This window comes from Arthrobacter sp. TMT4-20, from assembly GCF_054510775.1.
In genome coordinates this window covers 34406-50044 of sequence record NZ_JBTNDW010000001.1, presented here as the reverse complement: position 1 = coordinate 50044, position 15639 = coordinate 34406, and the positions used below count along the sequence as shown (strand labels likewise).

The following is a 15639-nucleotide window of genomic DNA, read 5'->3' as shown; positions in this document are numbered from 1 at the left end:
GGCAGTGAATAAGTTGATTCATAGTTTCAGCGAATGAATAGACAGTCACCCTGATATGTGAGAAGACTTACATATCGATAGATAAAGGACGACGGTTCACCCATGACTTCCGAGGACAACATCGACCGGGTGGTGCTGGACGGCGCCTCGCTGACACTTGACGATCTTATTACTATTTCAACTGGTTCCTCCCGGGTGAGGGTTCCCGACGGCATTATCGACGGCCTGCAGCGGTCCCAGGAACAATTGGTTCAGGCCCGCGAATCGGGGCGGGTATATGGCGCCAATACCGGCGTCGGCGCAAATCGCGCCCTGAATGTGGAGCCGGGCGGGTCGCCGTCTGAGCGGCGGGCAGCTCATGCGCGGCGCCTGTTGCTGAGCCACTGTGCGGGGGCTGGTCGGGTCGATGCGGAGACCACGGTTCGCGCTGCCATGGCCATCCGGCTCAACCAGTTCCTCGCCGGCGGGTCCGGTATCAGTCCCGGTGTCGTGAAGGGGTTGCTGGAAGCCCTCGACAATGAATCGGTCGCCACCATTCACAGTCTGGGCGGCCTCGGCACCGGGGATCTGGCGGCCATGGCTGAGCTGGCACTGACCCTGAGTGGGGACCGGCCGTGGCGGGTGGGGGGAATCGGCCCGGTGCAGTTCGAGGACACCGATTCGCTGCCGTTCATGAGCTCCAGCGCACTGACCCTCGCCACAGCGACGCAGGGTGCCGTTGCCATGGAGCAGCTGATGAAGAGTGCGCTGGTGGTGGCGTCGCTGACCATGCTGGCGCTGGAGGGCTCACCCGAACCGTATGCCGAGGCGGTTCACCGGGCGAGGGTGCACCCGCATCAGGTGGCGGTGGCGGCGGCGATGCGGCGCCTGACCGGACCCGATACGCCGGCCGCGCCGGCCAGGCTGCAGGATCCTTTCGCCCTCAGGGCGTTGCCCCAGGTGCACGCCCCGGCGCTCGATGCCCTCCAGCGGTTGCGCTCCATCCTGGAAACCGAGCTGAACGGTGCGGCGGAGAACCCGCTGCTGACCACTGACGGCCTGTTCCATCACGGCCAATTCCATCTGGCCATGCTGGCGGCGGCGCTGGACAGCACCCGAACGGCTGTCTACCCGGTGATTTCACTGTCCGCGGCCAGGCTGTCCCACCTGTTCCGGCCGGAGCTGAGCAGTCTCCCGTCTTTCCTCTCGACGGGTCCCCGGGGAAGTTCTGGCCTCATGATTGCCGAGTACGTCGCCCAGGATGTGCTGTCGATCCTGCGTACCGCGGCGACGCCGGTGAACGGGCCGGGGATCAACGTCTCGCTGGGCCTTGAGGAGCACGCCGGTTTCGCCACACAGGGCGCTCGCCTGCTGCGCCAGTTCGCTGCGGAGGCTCCCGTCGTCGTCGCGCTCGAGGCAGTTGCTGCGGTCAGGGCACTGCGGATGTCACCCCAGCGGCTGGGGACCGCTCCGGCGCGGGCCGCGTTTGACTATCTTGCGGCAGGGCTGGACCCGAGCCAGGAGGACCGGCCGCTGGGGGAGGACCTGGCCGCAGCGCAGGCGCTACTGCCGGGCCTCGCCGGGTTCTAGGCCAGGAAGCGATCGAACCCTAGCGCCCCAGTTCGTCGGTGACCGACTGGAGCTGCTTGTACTTCTCGATGACGCTTTCGTCGTCCATGGGCCGCAGCTCATCGGCGTAGCTCACCGACATGCGGCGGATCACCCCGTTGCGGCCGATCGCGTACTGCCCCATCCGCCACAGCGGCGGGGAGTAGGCGTGGATGGAGACGGACCCGTCCACGGACCCGCCCATCCGGTGCACGTGGTCAGGCCCGAAGGAGAAGGACCTGCCGGCCTCCACCACGCGCCGGACGGGTTCGCCATTCATTCGCGGGTTGGCTTCTGTGACGGCTCCCTGGGTGACGACGACGGCGCCGGAGGAGATGTCGTGATCGTGCCAGCCGGTGTCGTCCTGGGTATTCCAGCACAGCAGCCAGACGTCGATGTTGGAGTCCCGGTACACGGAGGCATAGTGGCGTTCGCCGCCCTCGTGGTTGATGTGGTGTTCCCACAGCTCGGGGCGGGCAGCGAGGGTGGTGACCCAGTCCTGCAGTTCCTTCTGGCTGAGGGTGCGCCCGGGCAGGGCAGGAACGTCTGATTCAGTGAGGGCGAGGCCCTGGGGAGGTGCAGTGGTCATCGTGGAGTTCCTTTCAGGAGATGCTGAGGGTTGGCGGAAAAAAGCGCGTGGGTGAAGGCATGCCCGAGGCCCGGGTCGCGTGGCTCGGCGTAGGGCCGGTCGGAGCCGTGAATGATCGGGTCGACGCCGACCACCCGGATGGTCGCATCAATCGCCCGGGTGTCGTAGGAGGAAGTTTCGTAATAGACCAGCGGGTCGACGGCGCCAAACGTGCCGCCGCGCGCAGCGAGACGTTCGTGGTGCAGGGGCGCGAGCCCGGCCAGGGCCACGAAGGCGACCCGGAGTGTGGGGTGCTGGGCGCGGCCCACCGCGTGCCAGGCCAGCCAGGAGGCGTGCAACTGGGCAACATACGGCACCAGGGCTGGCCACCAGGACGGGGTTCCGGCGGTGACCGGGGCCGGCCCGGGATGGATCAGGAGCGGCTTGTCGGCCGCCTGCAACACGTCGAGGACCGGCCGCATCCGGTGGATCGCTTCAGGGTCGGCCAGTGCGGTGGCGGGCAACTGCAACCCCACCACCCGGTCATGATCCAGAATCTGGGCCAGACCGTCGAGATCGAACTCGCTCACCGGTGTCGCCGCCCAGACCAGGAATGGGTCGCCGAGTTCCAGCGCCGACTTGTGCCAGATCTCGATCAGCTCACGTGCTTCGTCGAAGGGTAGGTGCTCAATTCCCAGGGGGCTCGAGAGCGACAGCAGCACCTGGTCCTTCCCCTCGCGGGTTTCGCGGGTCCGGCGGACGTCGGTGTCATGGGCGAGGGGGTCGACGGCGTAGGGCGCCTCGCCGTCGATGAGCAGCTCCCAGCCGTTCAGCCGGGGGGTCTGGGTGCGGTTGCGGAGTGCATCGACGAACGCAGTCGGCCACAGGTGCTGGTGGCAATCGGTGCGCATGATGCCCTTTCGCGGGAGATGATCGGATGAGGTGTGAATTGCTCAGCAAACTGATGAAGTGAACCGGTTCACATCATTCATTGAACCGGTTCACACAAGCCTTTGTCAACCGAGCCCCGGGGAGAGTGCCCGGGGGCACCGCGGGCCGAGCCCGGGATGGAGCGGCGGACGAACTCGGGGGCACCGCGGGCCGGGTCGCACGTATGCTGGTCTGATGACCGGGGCCCAACGCAAAACACTCCAGGACATCGCCGACGCCGCCGGATTGTCGAAGGCCGCGACGTCCTATGCGCTGCGTGGCCTGCGGGGCTCGGAGGCCACGCAGGCGCGGGTGCGTGCCATTGCCGAGGAGTTCGGCTATTCGGCCGATCCCATTGCCCGGGCCCTCGCGAGTGGGCGCAGCGGCAACGTCGCCATCGTCGGATCACTCCGCGACCTGTGGCGTCAGGGGCTGGCCGTGATGCTGTCCGAGGCCCTCAGGGCGCAGGAGCTGTCGTCAATCATTGCCGACGTCGACGGCTCGCCCCAGCGCGAAGAGGAAGTGCTCCGTTCCCTGGCGGCCCAGCGCGTCGATGGGGTGATTGCGCTGCCGGTGGATCCGTCGGCGAGCTACTGGGCCGATGTCCCCAGCCAAACCCGCATCGTATCGATCGGAGACGCGCTCACGGCCCGCCCTGAATCGGAAAGTGTCCTCTTCGACAACGAATACGGGGTGGGCACCGCGCTGCAGCACCTCGCCGATCTGGGGCATCGCTCAGTCGGCCTGCTCGCGCCCAGCCTGCCGTCCACTCCGGGCCGGCCCGCCGAACTGCTGGCGCAAAGTCTCGGGGATTCGATGGGCCTGACGGTCACCGTGTCGTCGTCGCCGTCGTCGGTCCACGGCGCCGCGCAGGCCGCTGCCCAGCTGCTGGTGGGGGACCACCGGCCCACCGCCCTGTTCTGCCTCGGCGATTCGATCGCTTTCGGCGCCTACCGCGCCGCCCGGGACCTCGGCCTGTCGGTGCCGGGCGACCTGTCGATTCTCGGCTTCGATGACAGCGAGCTGGCGTCGCTGGTCAGCCCGGAATTAACCACCTTCGGCTGGGACGAGCAAGCTATTGTCGACGCCGCGGTCGGCGCCCTGACCTCGCCCGAGGGCACCGGAACTGCCGACGGCCAGGTGATGTTCAGGCCGGTCTTTATCGCCCGGGCATCGACAACCCGTCCGTCGCGACCCAACGCCCCCAGCCGCTAGCCAACAGATCGTTCAGCACGGTGATGTCCTTGCCGAACGCACGGTCGTCGGTGCCGGCGGGCAGCAGCTCCGAGGCGTCCCCCACCAGGGTTCTGAGGCGGGGGTCGACGGCGGCCAACGGACGTTCGGACAGTCTCACCCCCTGGATGACGGTCAGTAACTCACAGGCAAGCACGTCGCGCAGCCCGGTGGCAGCGTGGCAGCATGCCTCCGCCGCCTCGGACGAGAAACTTTGGACATCCTCCTGGCCGAAGGACGTTTCGATGGCCCCCAGGCTCGAGGGCCGAGCGGCCGCCACCAGTTCGTGGACGACGCCGACCGTCCGTTTGTGCACAGCCACCATTCCTGCGTGCAGGCCGGGCTGCCCGGAGAGCTGCCGCGGAAGTCCGGTGAACTTCTCGTCCAGGAGGCGGTGCACACGCGCCGCAGACGTCTCGGCGACGTGAATCATTGACAGCCGCAGCCCGTCCAATGCCGCGGCAAGATCAAACCCGTCGAACCCGGCCGTCCCGATGAACCGCCCGTCCAGATAGGCCGGCGAATCGGTGACACCGTTCAACGCCCGCTCAACAGATGCCTCCACCGCGGCGATGGACCGCAGCAGTTGAGCCACCGCAGCCCCGAGCACCCTGAAGGAGAGGGGCGATTGCAGGGTACGGGGGTGCGGGTCGACGCCGGCAAGCTGACGGATAGCGGCCAGCACGGTGCCGAGCACGACGTCGGCGCGGGCCAGTGCCGGGTCGAAGGGGTCACGGCTGGCCCCGACCAGGCAGACCTCGGCGGCGGTGAGGGCTACCGCCTGTGCGGCGAGCAGCCGGGCGTCGTTCGCTCGAAGGATGGCGAGGGCAGTGGTGACGGGTATCCCCTCAATCAACGCCACACCTTCCTTGGTCCCCAACGAGTACGGCTCCATTCCGGCGGCCGACAGCACGCCGACGGCGTCAACGGCCGCACCGTTCACCAGGAATTCCCCCGATCCGGTGAGCGCCCCACCCAGGTGGGCGAGAGGAATGATCTCACCGGCAGCACCGATCCGGGTGCGGGGGATGGCAGGGAGCATGTCTGCGGTCAGGAGTTCGACCAGCCGGACGCAGAGGTGTTCCGATACCCCGGCGTCCCCGGCGAGGAAGGTGCGGAGCCGCACCGCCAGGACCGCGCGGGTTTCCTGGTCGGTCAGCCAGGGCGCCGATCCCACGGCACGGCCGAGCATGAGGTTGTTTTGGTGCCGGGACTGGGCGATGTGGTCGAGGCGCACCTCGCTGGCCGCGCCCATTCCGGTGTTGACCCCGTAGACAGGATCGCCGTCGGTCAGCAGCTCAAGCACCTCGCGTCGGCGAAGTGAGACCCGGTCCAGCAGGTGTTGCTCGAGTCGGAGGGGTCTGCCAGCGGCAACTTCGGCGATGGCGACGGCGTCGAGCTCTTCGGGGTTGGCGAGCCGCAGCACCGGGAAGTGGGCGGCGTTGGTATGCGGGAGATCCATGATGGTTACCGGTACCTCAGCATGGTTCCGGTATCGGCGTGCTCCGCCTTGGTGAGGGTCAGGTGCGCCACGGCGACGTCGAGGATGGACAGGCCGCGGTGCCAGCACAGGATCCGCTCGTCGTCGGATTCGCGGCCGGGCTTTTGGCCGCTGACAATGTCGCCGAGCTGCGCGGACAGCGTTTCGGGGGAGGGGCGCCCGGTGATCTCTGGGCGCGTCAGCTGCAGCGAATCGATATCCGGGTCGGGGGGGAACCTCAACCAGATTTCGCGCTGAGCCTGCAGCGACATCCAAACCTCCCCAGATTGAATTGTTTCATGCACATGATTGAACTGTGTATCATGCTATTCATAGTGAGCGGGATCACCAAACAGCGATGTTACCGAAACCGGGGGCCGACCGTGCTGAGCGACCAATCATCGGCTGACCGCGCTCATGACTGGCTGGTGAACCTGGCCCATCAGCATCGGGTCTCACCCACCCAGCGGCGCGTGATCCAGTACATGCTTGCCTCCCTGCCGGATGTGGCGTTCGCCTCGACCATCGACGTCGCCGAGGCGGCAGGAGTCAGCCAGCCCACCGTTACCCGGCTGGCCACCGCCCTCGGCTACCCCGGCTATCCCGAATTCCGCAGCGCCATTCGCGACATCGTGCGCGGCAAGTCCGCTGCGCTGAACGGCGAGAGGGTGGAGCGGCCCACCATCCTCGAATTCGAGCAGCAGAACATCGGCGCCCTGGAACGCACGGTCGCCAGCGAGCAGATGCAGCGCGCCGTCGAGCTCCTGGCCGGCACCCAGCCGCTCGGGGTCATCGGTCTGCGGGTTTCGGCGGCGCTCGCAGAGTATGTCGGCTACTTTGCCCGCCGGGTGTTGCCGGATGTCCATGTCCTGTCGGACGCGGCGTCGATGGATGACGCGATCCTGCAGTTGCACCGGAACGGCGCCACCGCGGTGCTGGCGTTCGTGATGCCCCGGTATCCTGCGGCGAGTGTGCGGGCGTTGGCGCAGGCCCGATCGCTCGGCATGGCCACGGTCGCGATCGTCGACAGCCCGCTGGTGCCGTTCGCCAACGACGTCGACGCCCTCCTGGTCGCGCCGGTCGGCACCGATCTGGTGTTTGACTCCCACGCAGCGGCCGTCGTTCTCTCCATCTCACTGCTGGACGCCCTCGCCGCCCGTAATCCGCTCCGCACCCAGGAATTGCTCACGGCCCACGAGGAGCTGGTCGAGCGCTGGGCCCACACCGGGCGATGAGCGTTATGGTTAGCTAAATTTAGGGACCCCCATGTTATCTTCCATTTATGGTGTCCAGTTGGTATCAGCGGTGGGTTGGGATTTTCATAGCGGTTTTGGCAGGCAGCGCCGCGGCGCTGCTCTGGTTTGCAGTTGCCAGCGGAGATCCGCAGGTACGTGATGAGCCAACAGAAGGTCTCGTGTTGGGTTTCTGGCGTGTTCTCTACGATTCCGAAGCCCCTTCGCTACGCGTGATCCTGACGGCAGTGGCCATGGCCCTGTTGCTCGCGGTCGGTGTTGCGTTATTGGAGCGGCGCATCGCATCAAGGTCACGACGTTCAAACGATGCGTCGGCGAGTCCGCTGGCGCCGAAGATCGTGATGGCGGCCACCCGTGGAGAGTATGCGGGGCCGGTCACGGTGACGGTTCTGATTCCCTCCCACAACGAGGAAGTTTCGTTACCCGCTACTATCGCGTCGCTGATGGCACAGTCTCATCCCCCTGACCGTGTGATCGTGGTGGCTGACAACTGCACAGATTCGACTCCCGATGTCGCCCGAAGGGCTGGTGTTGAGGTGTTCATTTCCGTCGATAATGAGCACAAAAAAGGCGGGGCGCTAAACCAGGCCCTGGCCCAACTTCTTCCGGGCCAGCAGGACAACGACGTCGTCATGGTGATGGATGCCGACACCAGGCTGGACGGTGGCTTTATTGAGGCGGCGATCCAGCGGTTTACCGCTGACAGGGGGTTGATGGCCATTGGCGGCCTCTTCTACGGTGAGCAGGGCCACGGGTTGCTGGGCCAGTTCCAGCGCAACGAATACATCAGGTACGGACGTGAAATTGGCCGACGTCGAGGTCGCGTGTTCGTGCTGACCGGTACGGCTTCGATGTTTCGCCCCCTCGCCCTCCGGACCGTGGCGGAGAGCCGCGGAGTGCTGATTCCGGGCGAACCGGGCAAGGTCTATGACACTGCTGCCTTGACTGAGGACAATGAGTTGACGATTGCGCTGAAGTCGCTGGGCGCCCAGATGGTGTCGCCCAGCCAGTGCACTGTTGTCACCGAACTGATGCCAGGGTGGCGGACCCTGTGGGCGCAGCGACTGAGGTGGCAGCGCGGTGCCCTGGAGAATCTGGGTGCCTACGGCGTCAGGTCGCAAACCATGAGGTACTGGGCTCAGCAACTGGGTATTGGCTATGGTGTTATCGCCCTGGGCTCTTTCCTGCTGCTGATCCTGGTGACGTTGCTGTCGCTGGAGGAATGGATCTGGTTCCCCTTTTGGCTGGGCCTCGGCGTGCTCTTCATGGTCGAGCGGGTTGTCACGGTCTGGAAGGGCGGATGGCGTGCGCGGGCACTGGCGGCCACCCTGTTTCCCGAGTTGTTTTTCGACATGGTCCTCAACGTTATTTACGTCAAAGGGATCTTTGATATCGCCTTCCGTCGGCAGGCGACCTGGAAGCACGTCACCCACGAAGGACATCACCTACCTCAGGAAGTTGGCTAGCACCCATGTCGGCTATGTCCGTTTTGCCCGCCGGGATTTTGTTTCCGGAATCTGTTGTGCACTCCGAGTTGTTCGCAGTTCTGGCGGCTTTCGTCGCTATCAACACGGTCATGTATGCAGCGCTCGCGGTCGCTAAGGTACTGCCAAAGGTATACCCCTCGGATTGGACTCGGGGGCGGAACCGCCGGACGGAAACGCGCAGCATCTACCCGGCCGGGTTCGAGTGAACCCCCTGCCTGTCCGCGCCGTGGGGATTTACACAAAATGCCCACTGCTGCAAGATGACAGGCACAGTCACGAAGGAGGCTTCAGTCGCTCCCGAACACCCACTTAGACCCACCCAAGTCCACTGGTCGAGGAGACCCCCATGGCGCGCACAACCCGCACACCGGACGACAGGATTCGTCGTCTTCGCCCGTACAACCTGGTGGCTGGGTCCCTGCACCTTGTGCAGGCCATCGTCTTTGGGATCATCCTTGCCATGCTGGATACCCAGGTCACCTTCGGTGTGACCGCCGATTATCTGGCGGGCCCGCCCGGTTTCCCGCTACCGCCTGAGCGGGTGGATCTCTTCGCAGTGAATGTTGGTGCCGGAGTGGTCCTGTTCCTGGCGCTCTCCGCGCTGTTCCATTTTGCCGTCGCATCGCCGGTGTTCTTCCCGCGCTACGGGGCCGGGCTGAGGGCAAACCGCAACTACTTTCGCTGGGTCGAGTACGCGCTCAGCTCGTCGGTGATGATCTGGCTGATTGCACAAACGACGGGGATCTCCGACGTCGCCGCACTCATTTCCCTGTTCGCCGCCAATGCGGCGATGATCGGGTTTGGGGCCCTGCAGGAAAAATACGAGGAGCCCGGCAGCGGCAATTTCCTGCCTTTCACCCTCGGGTCCCTGGTCGGGTTGGCGCCGTGGATCGTCATCCTGATCTATTTCCTGTCTCCCGGGTCTACCAGCACGGTTGAGCCGCCCGCTTTCGTCTACGGCATCATCATCTCGCTGTTCCTTTTCTTCAACACGTTCGCGATCAACCAGTGGCTCCAGTACCGCCAGGTGGGGCCGTGGCGCGACTACCTCTTCGGCGAACGGGTGTACATCACGCTCAGCCTCATTGCCAAGACCGCTCTCGCCTGGCAGGTATTCTCGGGCGCCATCATCCCGGCGCTGACCGGCTGACCGGCTGACCGGCCCTGGGTGCGATGAGCAACGTGGTGGACCGGAAGCGGCTGCTGCAGTACCGCCTGGCCGCCCAGTTGATCCGCGACGACGACGACGCCAAGCCGGCTGTCCGGGACGTCGTCGAGCGTCTGGTGGCGATGCAGGCGCAGGACTTTAACCAGGCGCTGTGGGCCATTGGTCTGCGGTCGCCGGGCTCAACCCGTGATGACGTCTTCTCGGCGCTCCAACGCGGTGACATTGTGCGGTCGTGGCCAATGCGCGGGACCCTGCATTTTGTGCTGCCGACCGATCTTCGCTGGATACTCGGGCTCACCACCCACCGGCTGCTCGCTGGCGCGGCCACCCGGCATCGGGCGCTGGGGCTTGACCAAACGACGTTTGAGAACGCGCGCAACGTGGCCATGACGGTGCTGGCGGGCGGCGGGCAATTGGTCCGCAACGAGTTCCTCGCCGCGCTCAATGAGGCAGGCATCGATACGGCCAACCAACGCGGCTACCACCTGATCTGGTATCTCGCGCAGACCGGCACACTCTGCTGGGGGCCGCCTGCCGGCACCCAGCAGGCGCTGGTGCTCCTCGATGAATGGGTGCCGGATACGGGCCAGCCGGAGCGCGACGAAGCGCTGGGTCGGTTTGTTCTCGGGTACTTCACCGGACACGGTCCAGCCACACTGCGGGACTTTGTCTGGTGGTCCAAGGTGACCGTTGCCGACGCGAAGATCGGGTTGGCGCTGGCCCGCGACCAGCTGACAGAGCTGACCTATGATGACACCACCTATTGGATGGCTGCGGACCGCTCAGGGGACCCACCTCCCGCGCCGGGCCTGGTCCTGCTGCCAGCCTTCGACGAGTACGTGATCGGCTATCAGGACCGCACACCGGTGCTCCGGCCCGAGTACGCGCAGGCCATCGTCCCGGGCGGCAATGGGGTATTCCAGCCAACCGTGGTGGTGAACGGCCGGGTCACCGGCACCTGGCGCAGGTCCGCGGACCGGTCCGGCGCTCTCCTCGTCGACCCGTTCGAGCCGCTGACGGCACAGGAGGAGCGCGCCCTCCTCAGAGCGGAACACTCCTACCAGAGCTTCAGCTCCGCAGGCGTGCCTGGTACAGCCGGTCGTCGAGTTCTTCAAGATCCTTGACCGCCGCGCAGAGCAGCAACTGTCCAAAGCTTGGGGTTCCGAGGACGGGTGCGCTGCCAACCGCACTCGAGGCCACAGGGTCGAGCGGAGCCTCTGCGGTCCGTTCGCACAACTCGCGGGCGTCCATGACTGCCTGCACCAGCGGGTTGCGCAACGCCTCCAGCCCGGAAAGTCGCCTTTCGGGGGTCTCGTTCCGGCCACGCTGAATCCGCGAAGCCGTCGGAAATTCGGGGGCGTCAGCGCGGATCGCCAGGCTGCCTGCCTGTGCTGCGTAGGACCGTGCCAGGCGGCGTCCAGTGTCCGGTGATGGCCGTTTCGATTCCATGCTGCCTTACGTCGAGTTGAGTCAGCACCCCAGCGGGCTGACCGTCGTACATCACCGGCATGATCAGTTGTTGCCGGATGGCTTAGCTATTGGGATCAACGTCCCGAATGCCCAGCCGGTTCCTGCCTCCGACCATAGCGAGTCCGGCAGGACCCTTCAATAGTCAGCATGCTTTCTTTATATGACTGTAACCGATCTGGGCCCGTTTGTGCTGAATCTGGGGATGGGCTCACCGGTGGATGTTGCGTCTGGGGATGACAGGTCCGCCAAGTCGCCTATTGTGGATTTATGTCGATCAATTCGGCTCCCGGCTGGGGCGCCTCACAGGTAGAACGTGTTGTCGAGACGGTGTTGCCAACCCGTCACGGCGTATTCCGGATGGTCGGATATCGCGATTCCGAGAATAACGAGCATGTCGCGTTGGTGCAGGGCGACATTGCGGGGTCCGTCCCGTTGGTCCGGGTGCATTCCGAGTGCCTCACCGGCGACGCGCTCGGCTCCTATCGCTGCGACTGCGGTGAACAACTCGATGCCTCGCTTCAGCGCATCAGCGAAGAGGGCACCGGCGTCGTGATCTATGTCCGGGGCCACGAGGGCAGGGGGATCGGCCTGCTTGAGAAACTCCGCGCCTACGCCCTGCAGGACCAGGGCGCCGACACCGTTGACGCCAACACCTCGCTGGGCCTCCCGGTGGACTCGCGCGACTATCAGCAGAGCACCGAAATTCTCCTCGACCTCGGTGTTACCTGCATCCGCCTGCTCTCCTCCAATCCGGCCAAGCAGGAGGCACTCGAAAGCGGCGGGATCACCGTCATGGCACGCAGCGGGCTCAACATCGCCCAACGCCCCGAGAACGCCGGCTATATCGCCACCAAGCGCGCCAGGATGAGGCACGACGGCGAACCGGTCCAGGATGTCTGGCGTCACCTCACCGAAGGAACAGTCCCACAGGGGTCAGTGCACGGCCTGGCAGCTGAACTGCTCACCCGATACGGACCGCTGGTCCAGGCATCCCGTCCCGACGGCCGGCTCGTGATCGGTCAGCTCGGCCAGAGCCTCGACGGATTCATCGCCTCGCGCACCGGAGACGCCCGCTTCGTCACGGGCACCGAAGACCGGGAGCACCTGCACCGGCTCAGGGCCCTCGTGGATGCCGTCATCATCGGTGCCTCAACGGTCACCGCCGATGACTGCCTTCTCACGGTCCGGGCGGTCGAAGGACCCAACCCCGTCCGGGTCGTCCTCGATCCGAGCGGCCGCATCCCGCAGACATCCGCCGTCCTGACCGACGGCTCGGCACCCACCCTGTGGCTGGTCGGCCTCGAGGCCGTCGTCCCGATCGGCCTCGCCGAGCATGTGACCGTCCGGCGCCTGGCCGCTGGGGACTTTGAACCACATCGCCTCCTCGGCCTGCTGGCGGATCGCGGGTTCCCACGGGTCCTGGTGGAGGGCGGCGGGCACACCGTGTCACGCTTCCTTGAAGCCAGCGCGCTCGATCGGCTGTACCTGACCTGCGCACCGATCCTGGTCGGCGACGGCGTCCCGGGCATCCGGTTCACCGGCAGCGACGCCTTGTCAGACGCCCTCTCCGCTCCGGTGCGGCGTTTCGAGTTTGGCAGGGACATCTGCACGGAGTTCGACTTTTCGGCTGTCGTTCCCGCCCCGGTCGCCAAGGAACCCGCGGACAGCCAGCACCAGTAGCAGCGCGGCGCCCGGTAGCACCGACACCAGGGCCAGCAGTCCGTAGCCCACCGACACCTCAATCCCCAGCGCGCCCGAATAGCCAAACATCATGAACGCCAGCGCTGTGACACCCTCCCGCGGACCCCAACCACCCAGGCTCAGGGGAATGGACATTCCGGCCAGGCTGATCGCAGCCAGCCCGACGACGTCGGCCACTGCCAGGTTGGGTGTGGTCAGCGCGGCCGAGACGGCGAACAGGGCCGCAAACGAGGCCCAGCCGAGCACCGAGAGCGCCCACACCGCGGCGACGGTCCGGTTGGGCAGGCGCCGCAGTGATGGTCGGGCAGCGAGCAGCACCAGCACTGCACCCAGGGCGACGACGCCGGCAAGCCGCCAGTCAGCGGCGAGCAGCGCTGCAGCAGCAGCGAGGAGCACAACCACCGTGCCGGCGAGGCGTTCGCCCAACACCGAGCCGATGCTGCTGAGCCAGCTGGACCGGTGAGCCGCCCGTTGCCGGGCGGTGCGAATGGCGTCCCCCGCCAGACCGCCGGGGAGGATGGCGTTGAGGAATGATGCTTCGTAGCACTGGGCGAAGGCGCCGCCGCGGGGGAGGTGCATCTGGAATCCGCTGGAGACCAGCCGCCACCGTTGGGCCTGGGCTGCCGTCCCGATCAGGCCGAGGGTCAGCGCGGCGGCGACCGAGGGGACTGTCAAAGCTCCCAGCCCGGCGGTGAAGGGTCCGGTGCCGAAGACCATTACCAGGTAGTAGATCAGGGCAGCGGCGCAGAGGGCCTGGAGGAGTGCGAGCCAGCTGCGGCGTCTCACGGCACGGGCGTCATGGTCGGGGTCTCACTGTTGGATCGTCACGGCTGAATCGTCACGGCCGGGGTGGCAGGGCCAGCAGGTCCCGGTGGCCGATCGTCAGCCGCAGCGTGCCGTCGGCGGCCTGCTCGGATCGCCGTTCCAGCCACTGGCTGACGTCCCCGGCGAGGCCTGGTTCCTCCTCGAGGACGGCGTCCGCCCGGTCGTTCAGGAACCGGGTGATCAGCTCCGAGTGATCCCCGGTGAGCTCCCACGGCGTGTCGACGGTGGTGACGGTGAAGCCGGCCTTGGTCAGGAACTGCTCCGTCAGGTCAACGCCCCGTGCCCCGGCCCGGCCGCCACGGTTTTGGTGCTGGTTGAACGCGTCGTTGAGGGCGGCATCCAGCGGATCCGCAGGCTCGATTGTCATGGTGCCGGTGACGCTCAGACTGAACAGTGCTGCTGTCTGGGATTCGACCAGTGCCGTGCAGAGGGTCTCCAGCTGGTCCGGCGTCAGCAGATCCAGCAGGGCCGAGCAGGTGACAAACCGCTGCCGGGAGGCTTGGGGATCGGCGTCGAGGATTTCTCCCAGGTCTTCGATGCCGGCTACCACTGCCTCGGTGCCGATCACGCCGTCGATCGCGGGTGCACCCATTGTGAGTTCCAGCAGATCCGGGTCATGGTCGATGAGCGTCCAATGCTGCGGCATGTGGAGGTGCGGTGCAAGCCATGCCTGGTTGGCTCCGGTGCCAGCACCGAGGTCGAAGATCCGGACCGCCTGGTCGTCAGCGTCATTCACCTCCGCATCGGTGGGCGCCGTGCCCGGGGCCAGAAAAGCCTGTAACTCCGTGAGGAGGGGAAGGCTTGCCTGTCGGGCGGCTTCGTCGGCGGGACGGCGCAGGGAGAGCCAGTCGCTGGCAATCGGGCGCGGTGCGTCGGCGTCGGTCACGGGTGAATGATTTCCAGGAGCGTTGTCGCTGTGTTGGCCCATGTCGGCAGTGTATCGCGGCGGCTGAGCGCGGCGGCCCGCCAGGACTGGCGCAGCGACGAGTCGGTGAGCCAGTCCCGCAGCGTCGCAGCCAGTTCCTGCGGATCGTGGGGGTCGACGACGGCGCCCGGCAGCTGACCTGCCGTGCCACCGGTGAGGGCTTCGACGGCCCCGGTGCCCCGGCCCACCACGCCGGGGATGCCGCGGGCCAGACCCTCGGTGACCACCATCCCAAAGGTTTCCGCCAGCGACGGTAACAGCAGCAGATCAGATCGTGCCCATTCGGCGTCGAGCGCTGGCCCCTGGAGTACGCCCGGGATGGTGATGCGACCCGGTTCGAAGGCGGCTGCCTGATCGTGAAGCATGGCGACGTGGGTGCTGCCCTGCGGGCTGGCACCGCCCACCAGGGAAGCGGTCCACGGCAGGTCGGCAAGGTCGGCGAGCGCCGACAGCACCATCGAGTGGTTCTTTCGGGGCGTGAGCGATCCGAGCATCACCAGGTGCGGCGGGGCGCTGCCCGCCGCGACCGCCGCCGGTTCGGTGCCGGGAGGTACCACGTGGACCTGCTCCAACCCATAGCGCCGGATCAGGTCGTCCCGGGCCCACTGGCTGGTGCAGATCACCCCGGAGGCGTGTCGGAGGGCCGCTTCCTCGGAGGCAGCGAAAGCCTTCATCTCCTGATCTGTCAGACCGGTCTCAGCGGGGAGCGGCAGGTGCAGCAGCACCCAGACGGTACCGCCGGCGTCGACCGCTGCCCGGATCGCCTCGGGGGCCGCCGACGCCATCAGCCCGTCGACCAGCACCGGGGCGTCCGTTTTGCCGGACGTCTTCCCGAGTGCCTCGGCGAGCTTCTGGTGATCGGCCGGCGAGCCATTGGGCCAGTCACCACGGATTGGGGTCATGGTGACGCGGTGCCCGGCCTCACCCAGCGCGGCGGCCAGTTGGTCGTTATAGATGCTGCCGCCACTCGGTCCGGGCAGGCCGCCTGGAATTACCAGACCCAACTCCATAC

General features: G+C 66.4%; 14 protein-coding genes and 1 pseudogene. 7 read left to right on the top strand and 8 right to left on the bottom strand.

Translation table 11 applies throughout. From position 1 onward, the window contains the following. The first annotated feature begins 102 nt into the window (after positions 1 to 102). The gene (locus ACX80Z_RS00210; RefSeq protein ID WP_459314532.1) at positions 103 to 1569 is read left to right on the top strand and encodes an aromatic amino acid lyase; all 1467 of its coding nucleotides are present in this window, start codon (positions 103 to 105) and stop codon (positions 1567 to 1569) included. Positions 1570 to 1588: 19 nt separating this feature from the next. On the opposite strand, the gene ACX80Z_RS00205 is transcribed toward ACX80Z_RS00210, so the two are convergent. Further along, the gene (locus tag ACX80Z_RS00205; protein WP_459304758.1) at positions 1589 to 2176 is read right to left on the bottom strand and encodes a cysteine dioxygenase; all 588 of its coding nucleotides are present in this window, start codon (positions 2174 to 2176) and stop codon (positions 1589 to 1591) included. Next, the gene (locus tag ACX80Z_RS00200; RefSeq protein WP_459314531.1) at positions 2173 to 3066 is read right to left on the bottom strand and encodes an amidohydrolase family protein; all 894 of its coding nucleotides are present in this window, start codon (positions 3064 to 3066) and stop codon (positions 2173 to 2175) included. Before ACX80Z_RS00200 ends, ACX80Z_RS00205 begins: the two co-directional genes overlap by 4 nt. A 214-nt stretch (positions 3067 to 3280) precedes the next feature. Here ACX80Z_RS00200 and ACX80Z_RS00195 point away from each other — a divergent pair, with 214 nt between their 5' ends. Beyond that, a complete protein-coding gene (locus ACX80Z_RS00195; RefSeq protein WP_459314530.1) occupies positions 3281 to 4300 on the top strand; it encodes a LacI family DNA-binding transcriptional regulator in 1020 nt (339 codons plus the stop codon). Here the strand turns inward: ACX80Z_RS00195 and ACX80Z_RS00190 are convergent. Both ACX80Z_RS00190 and ACX80Z_RS00185 read right to left on the bottom strand, forming a co-directional pair. After that, positions 4245 to 5780, bottom strand: coding sequence for an aromatic amino acid lyase (locus tag ACX80Z_RS00190; RefSeq protein WP_459314529.1), 1536 nt, complete (start codon positions 5778 to 5780; stop codon positions 4245 to 4247). The genes ACX80Z_RS00195 and ACX80Z_RS00190 overlap by 56 nt on opposite strands. Before the next feature lie 5 nt (positions 5781 to 5785). Continuing rightward, a complete protein-coding gene (locus ACX80Z_RS00185) occupies positions 5786 to 6070 on the bottom strand; it encodes a hypothetical protein (protein WP_459314528.1) in 285 nt (94 codons plus the stop codon). 111 nt (positions 6071 to 6181) lie between these two features. Here ACX80Z_RS00185 and ACX80Z_RS00180 point away from each other — a divergent pair, with 111 nt between their 5' ends. From ACX80Z_RS00180 to ACX80Z_RS00165, 4 genes are all read left to right on the top strand, one after another. Continuing rightward, the gene (locus ACX80Z_RS00180) at positions 6182 to 7033 is read left to right on the top strand and encodes a MurR/RpiR family transcriptional regulator (protein WP_459314527.1); all 852 of its coding nucleotides are present in this window, start codon (positions 6182 to 6184) and stop codon (positions 7031 to 7033) included. A 47-nt stretch (positions 7034 to 7080) separates the two neighbouring features. Further along, on the top strand, positions 7081 to 8517 hold the full coding sequence (locus ACX80Z_RS00175) for a glycosyltransferase family 2 protein (protein WP_459314526.1): 1437 nt from the start codon (positions 7081 to 7083) through the stop codon (positions 8515 to 8517). A gap of 367 nt (positions 8518 to 8884) precedes the next feature. Beyond that, a complete protein-coding gene (gene heR, locus ACX80Z_RS00170) occupies positions 8885 to 9688 on the top strand; it encodes a heliorhodopsin HeR (RefSeq protein WP_459314525.1) in 804 nt (267 codons plus the stop codon). A gap of 23 nt (positions 9689 to 9711) precedes the next feature. Then, positions 9712 to 10830 (top strand): winged helix DNA-binding domain-containing protein, encoded by a 1119-nt coding sequence (locus tag ACX80Z_RS00165; RefSeq protein ID WP_459314524.1) that lies wholly within the window; start codon positions 9712 to 9714, stop codon positions 10828 to 10830. Here ACX80Z_RS00165 and ACX80Z_RS00160 read toward each other — a convergent pair. Beyond that, on the bottom strand, positions 10775 to 11155 hold the full coding sequence (locus ACX80Z_RS00160) for a hypothetical protein (RefSeq protein ID WP_459314523.1): 381 nt from the start codon (positions 11153 to 11155) through the stop codon (positions 10775 to 10777). The genes ACX80Z_RS00165 and ACX80Z_RS00160 overlap by 56 nt on opposite strands. A 288-nt stretch (positions 11156 to 11443) precedes the next feature. On the opposite strand from ACX80Z_RS00160, the gene ribA reads away from it, so the two are divergent. Continuing rightward, a complete protein-coding gene (gene ribA, locus ACX80Z_RS00155; RefSeq protein ID WP_459314522.1) occupies positions 11444 to 12856 on the top strand; it encodes a GTP cyclohydrolase II in 1413 nt (470 codons plus the stop codon). Between the two features lie 336 nt (positions 12857 to 13192). On the opposite strand, the pseudogene ACX80Z_RS00150 reads toward ribA, so the two are convergent. From ACX80Z_RS00150 to ACX80Z_RS00140, 3 genes and pseudogenes are all read right to left on the bottom strand, one after another. Beyond that, a pseudogene (locus ACX80Z_RS00150) lies at positions 13193 to 13663 on the bottom strand (lysylphosphatidylglycerol synthase domain-containing protein); the annotation flags it as partial. A 52-nt stretch (positions 13664 to 13715) separates the two neighbouring features. Then, positions 13716 to 14588: a hypothetical protein gene (locus tag ACX80Z_RS00145; protein WP_459314521.1), complete on the bottom strand. Its 873-nt coding sequence runs from the start codon at positions 14586 to 14588 to the stop codon at positions 13716 to 13718. Next, positions 14585 to 15637 (bottom strand): glycosyltransferase family 4 protein, encoded by a 1053-nt coding sequence (locus ACX80Z_RS00140; protein WP_459314520.1) that lies wholly within the window; start codon positions 15635 to 15637, stop codon positions 14585 to 14587. The genes ACX80Z_RS00145 and ACX80Z_RS00140 overlap by 4 nt, the downstream gene beginning before the upstream one ends. Positions 15638 to 15639: the final 2 nt, after the last annotated feature.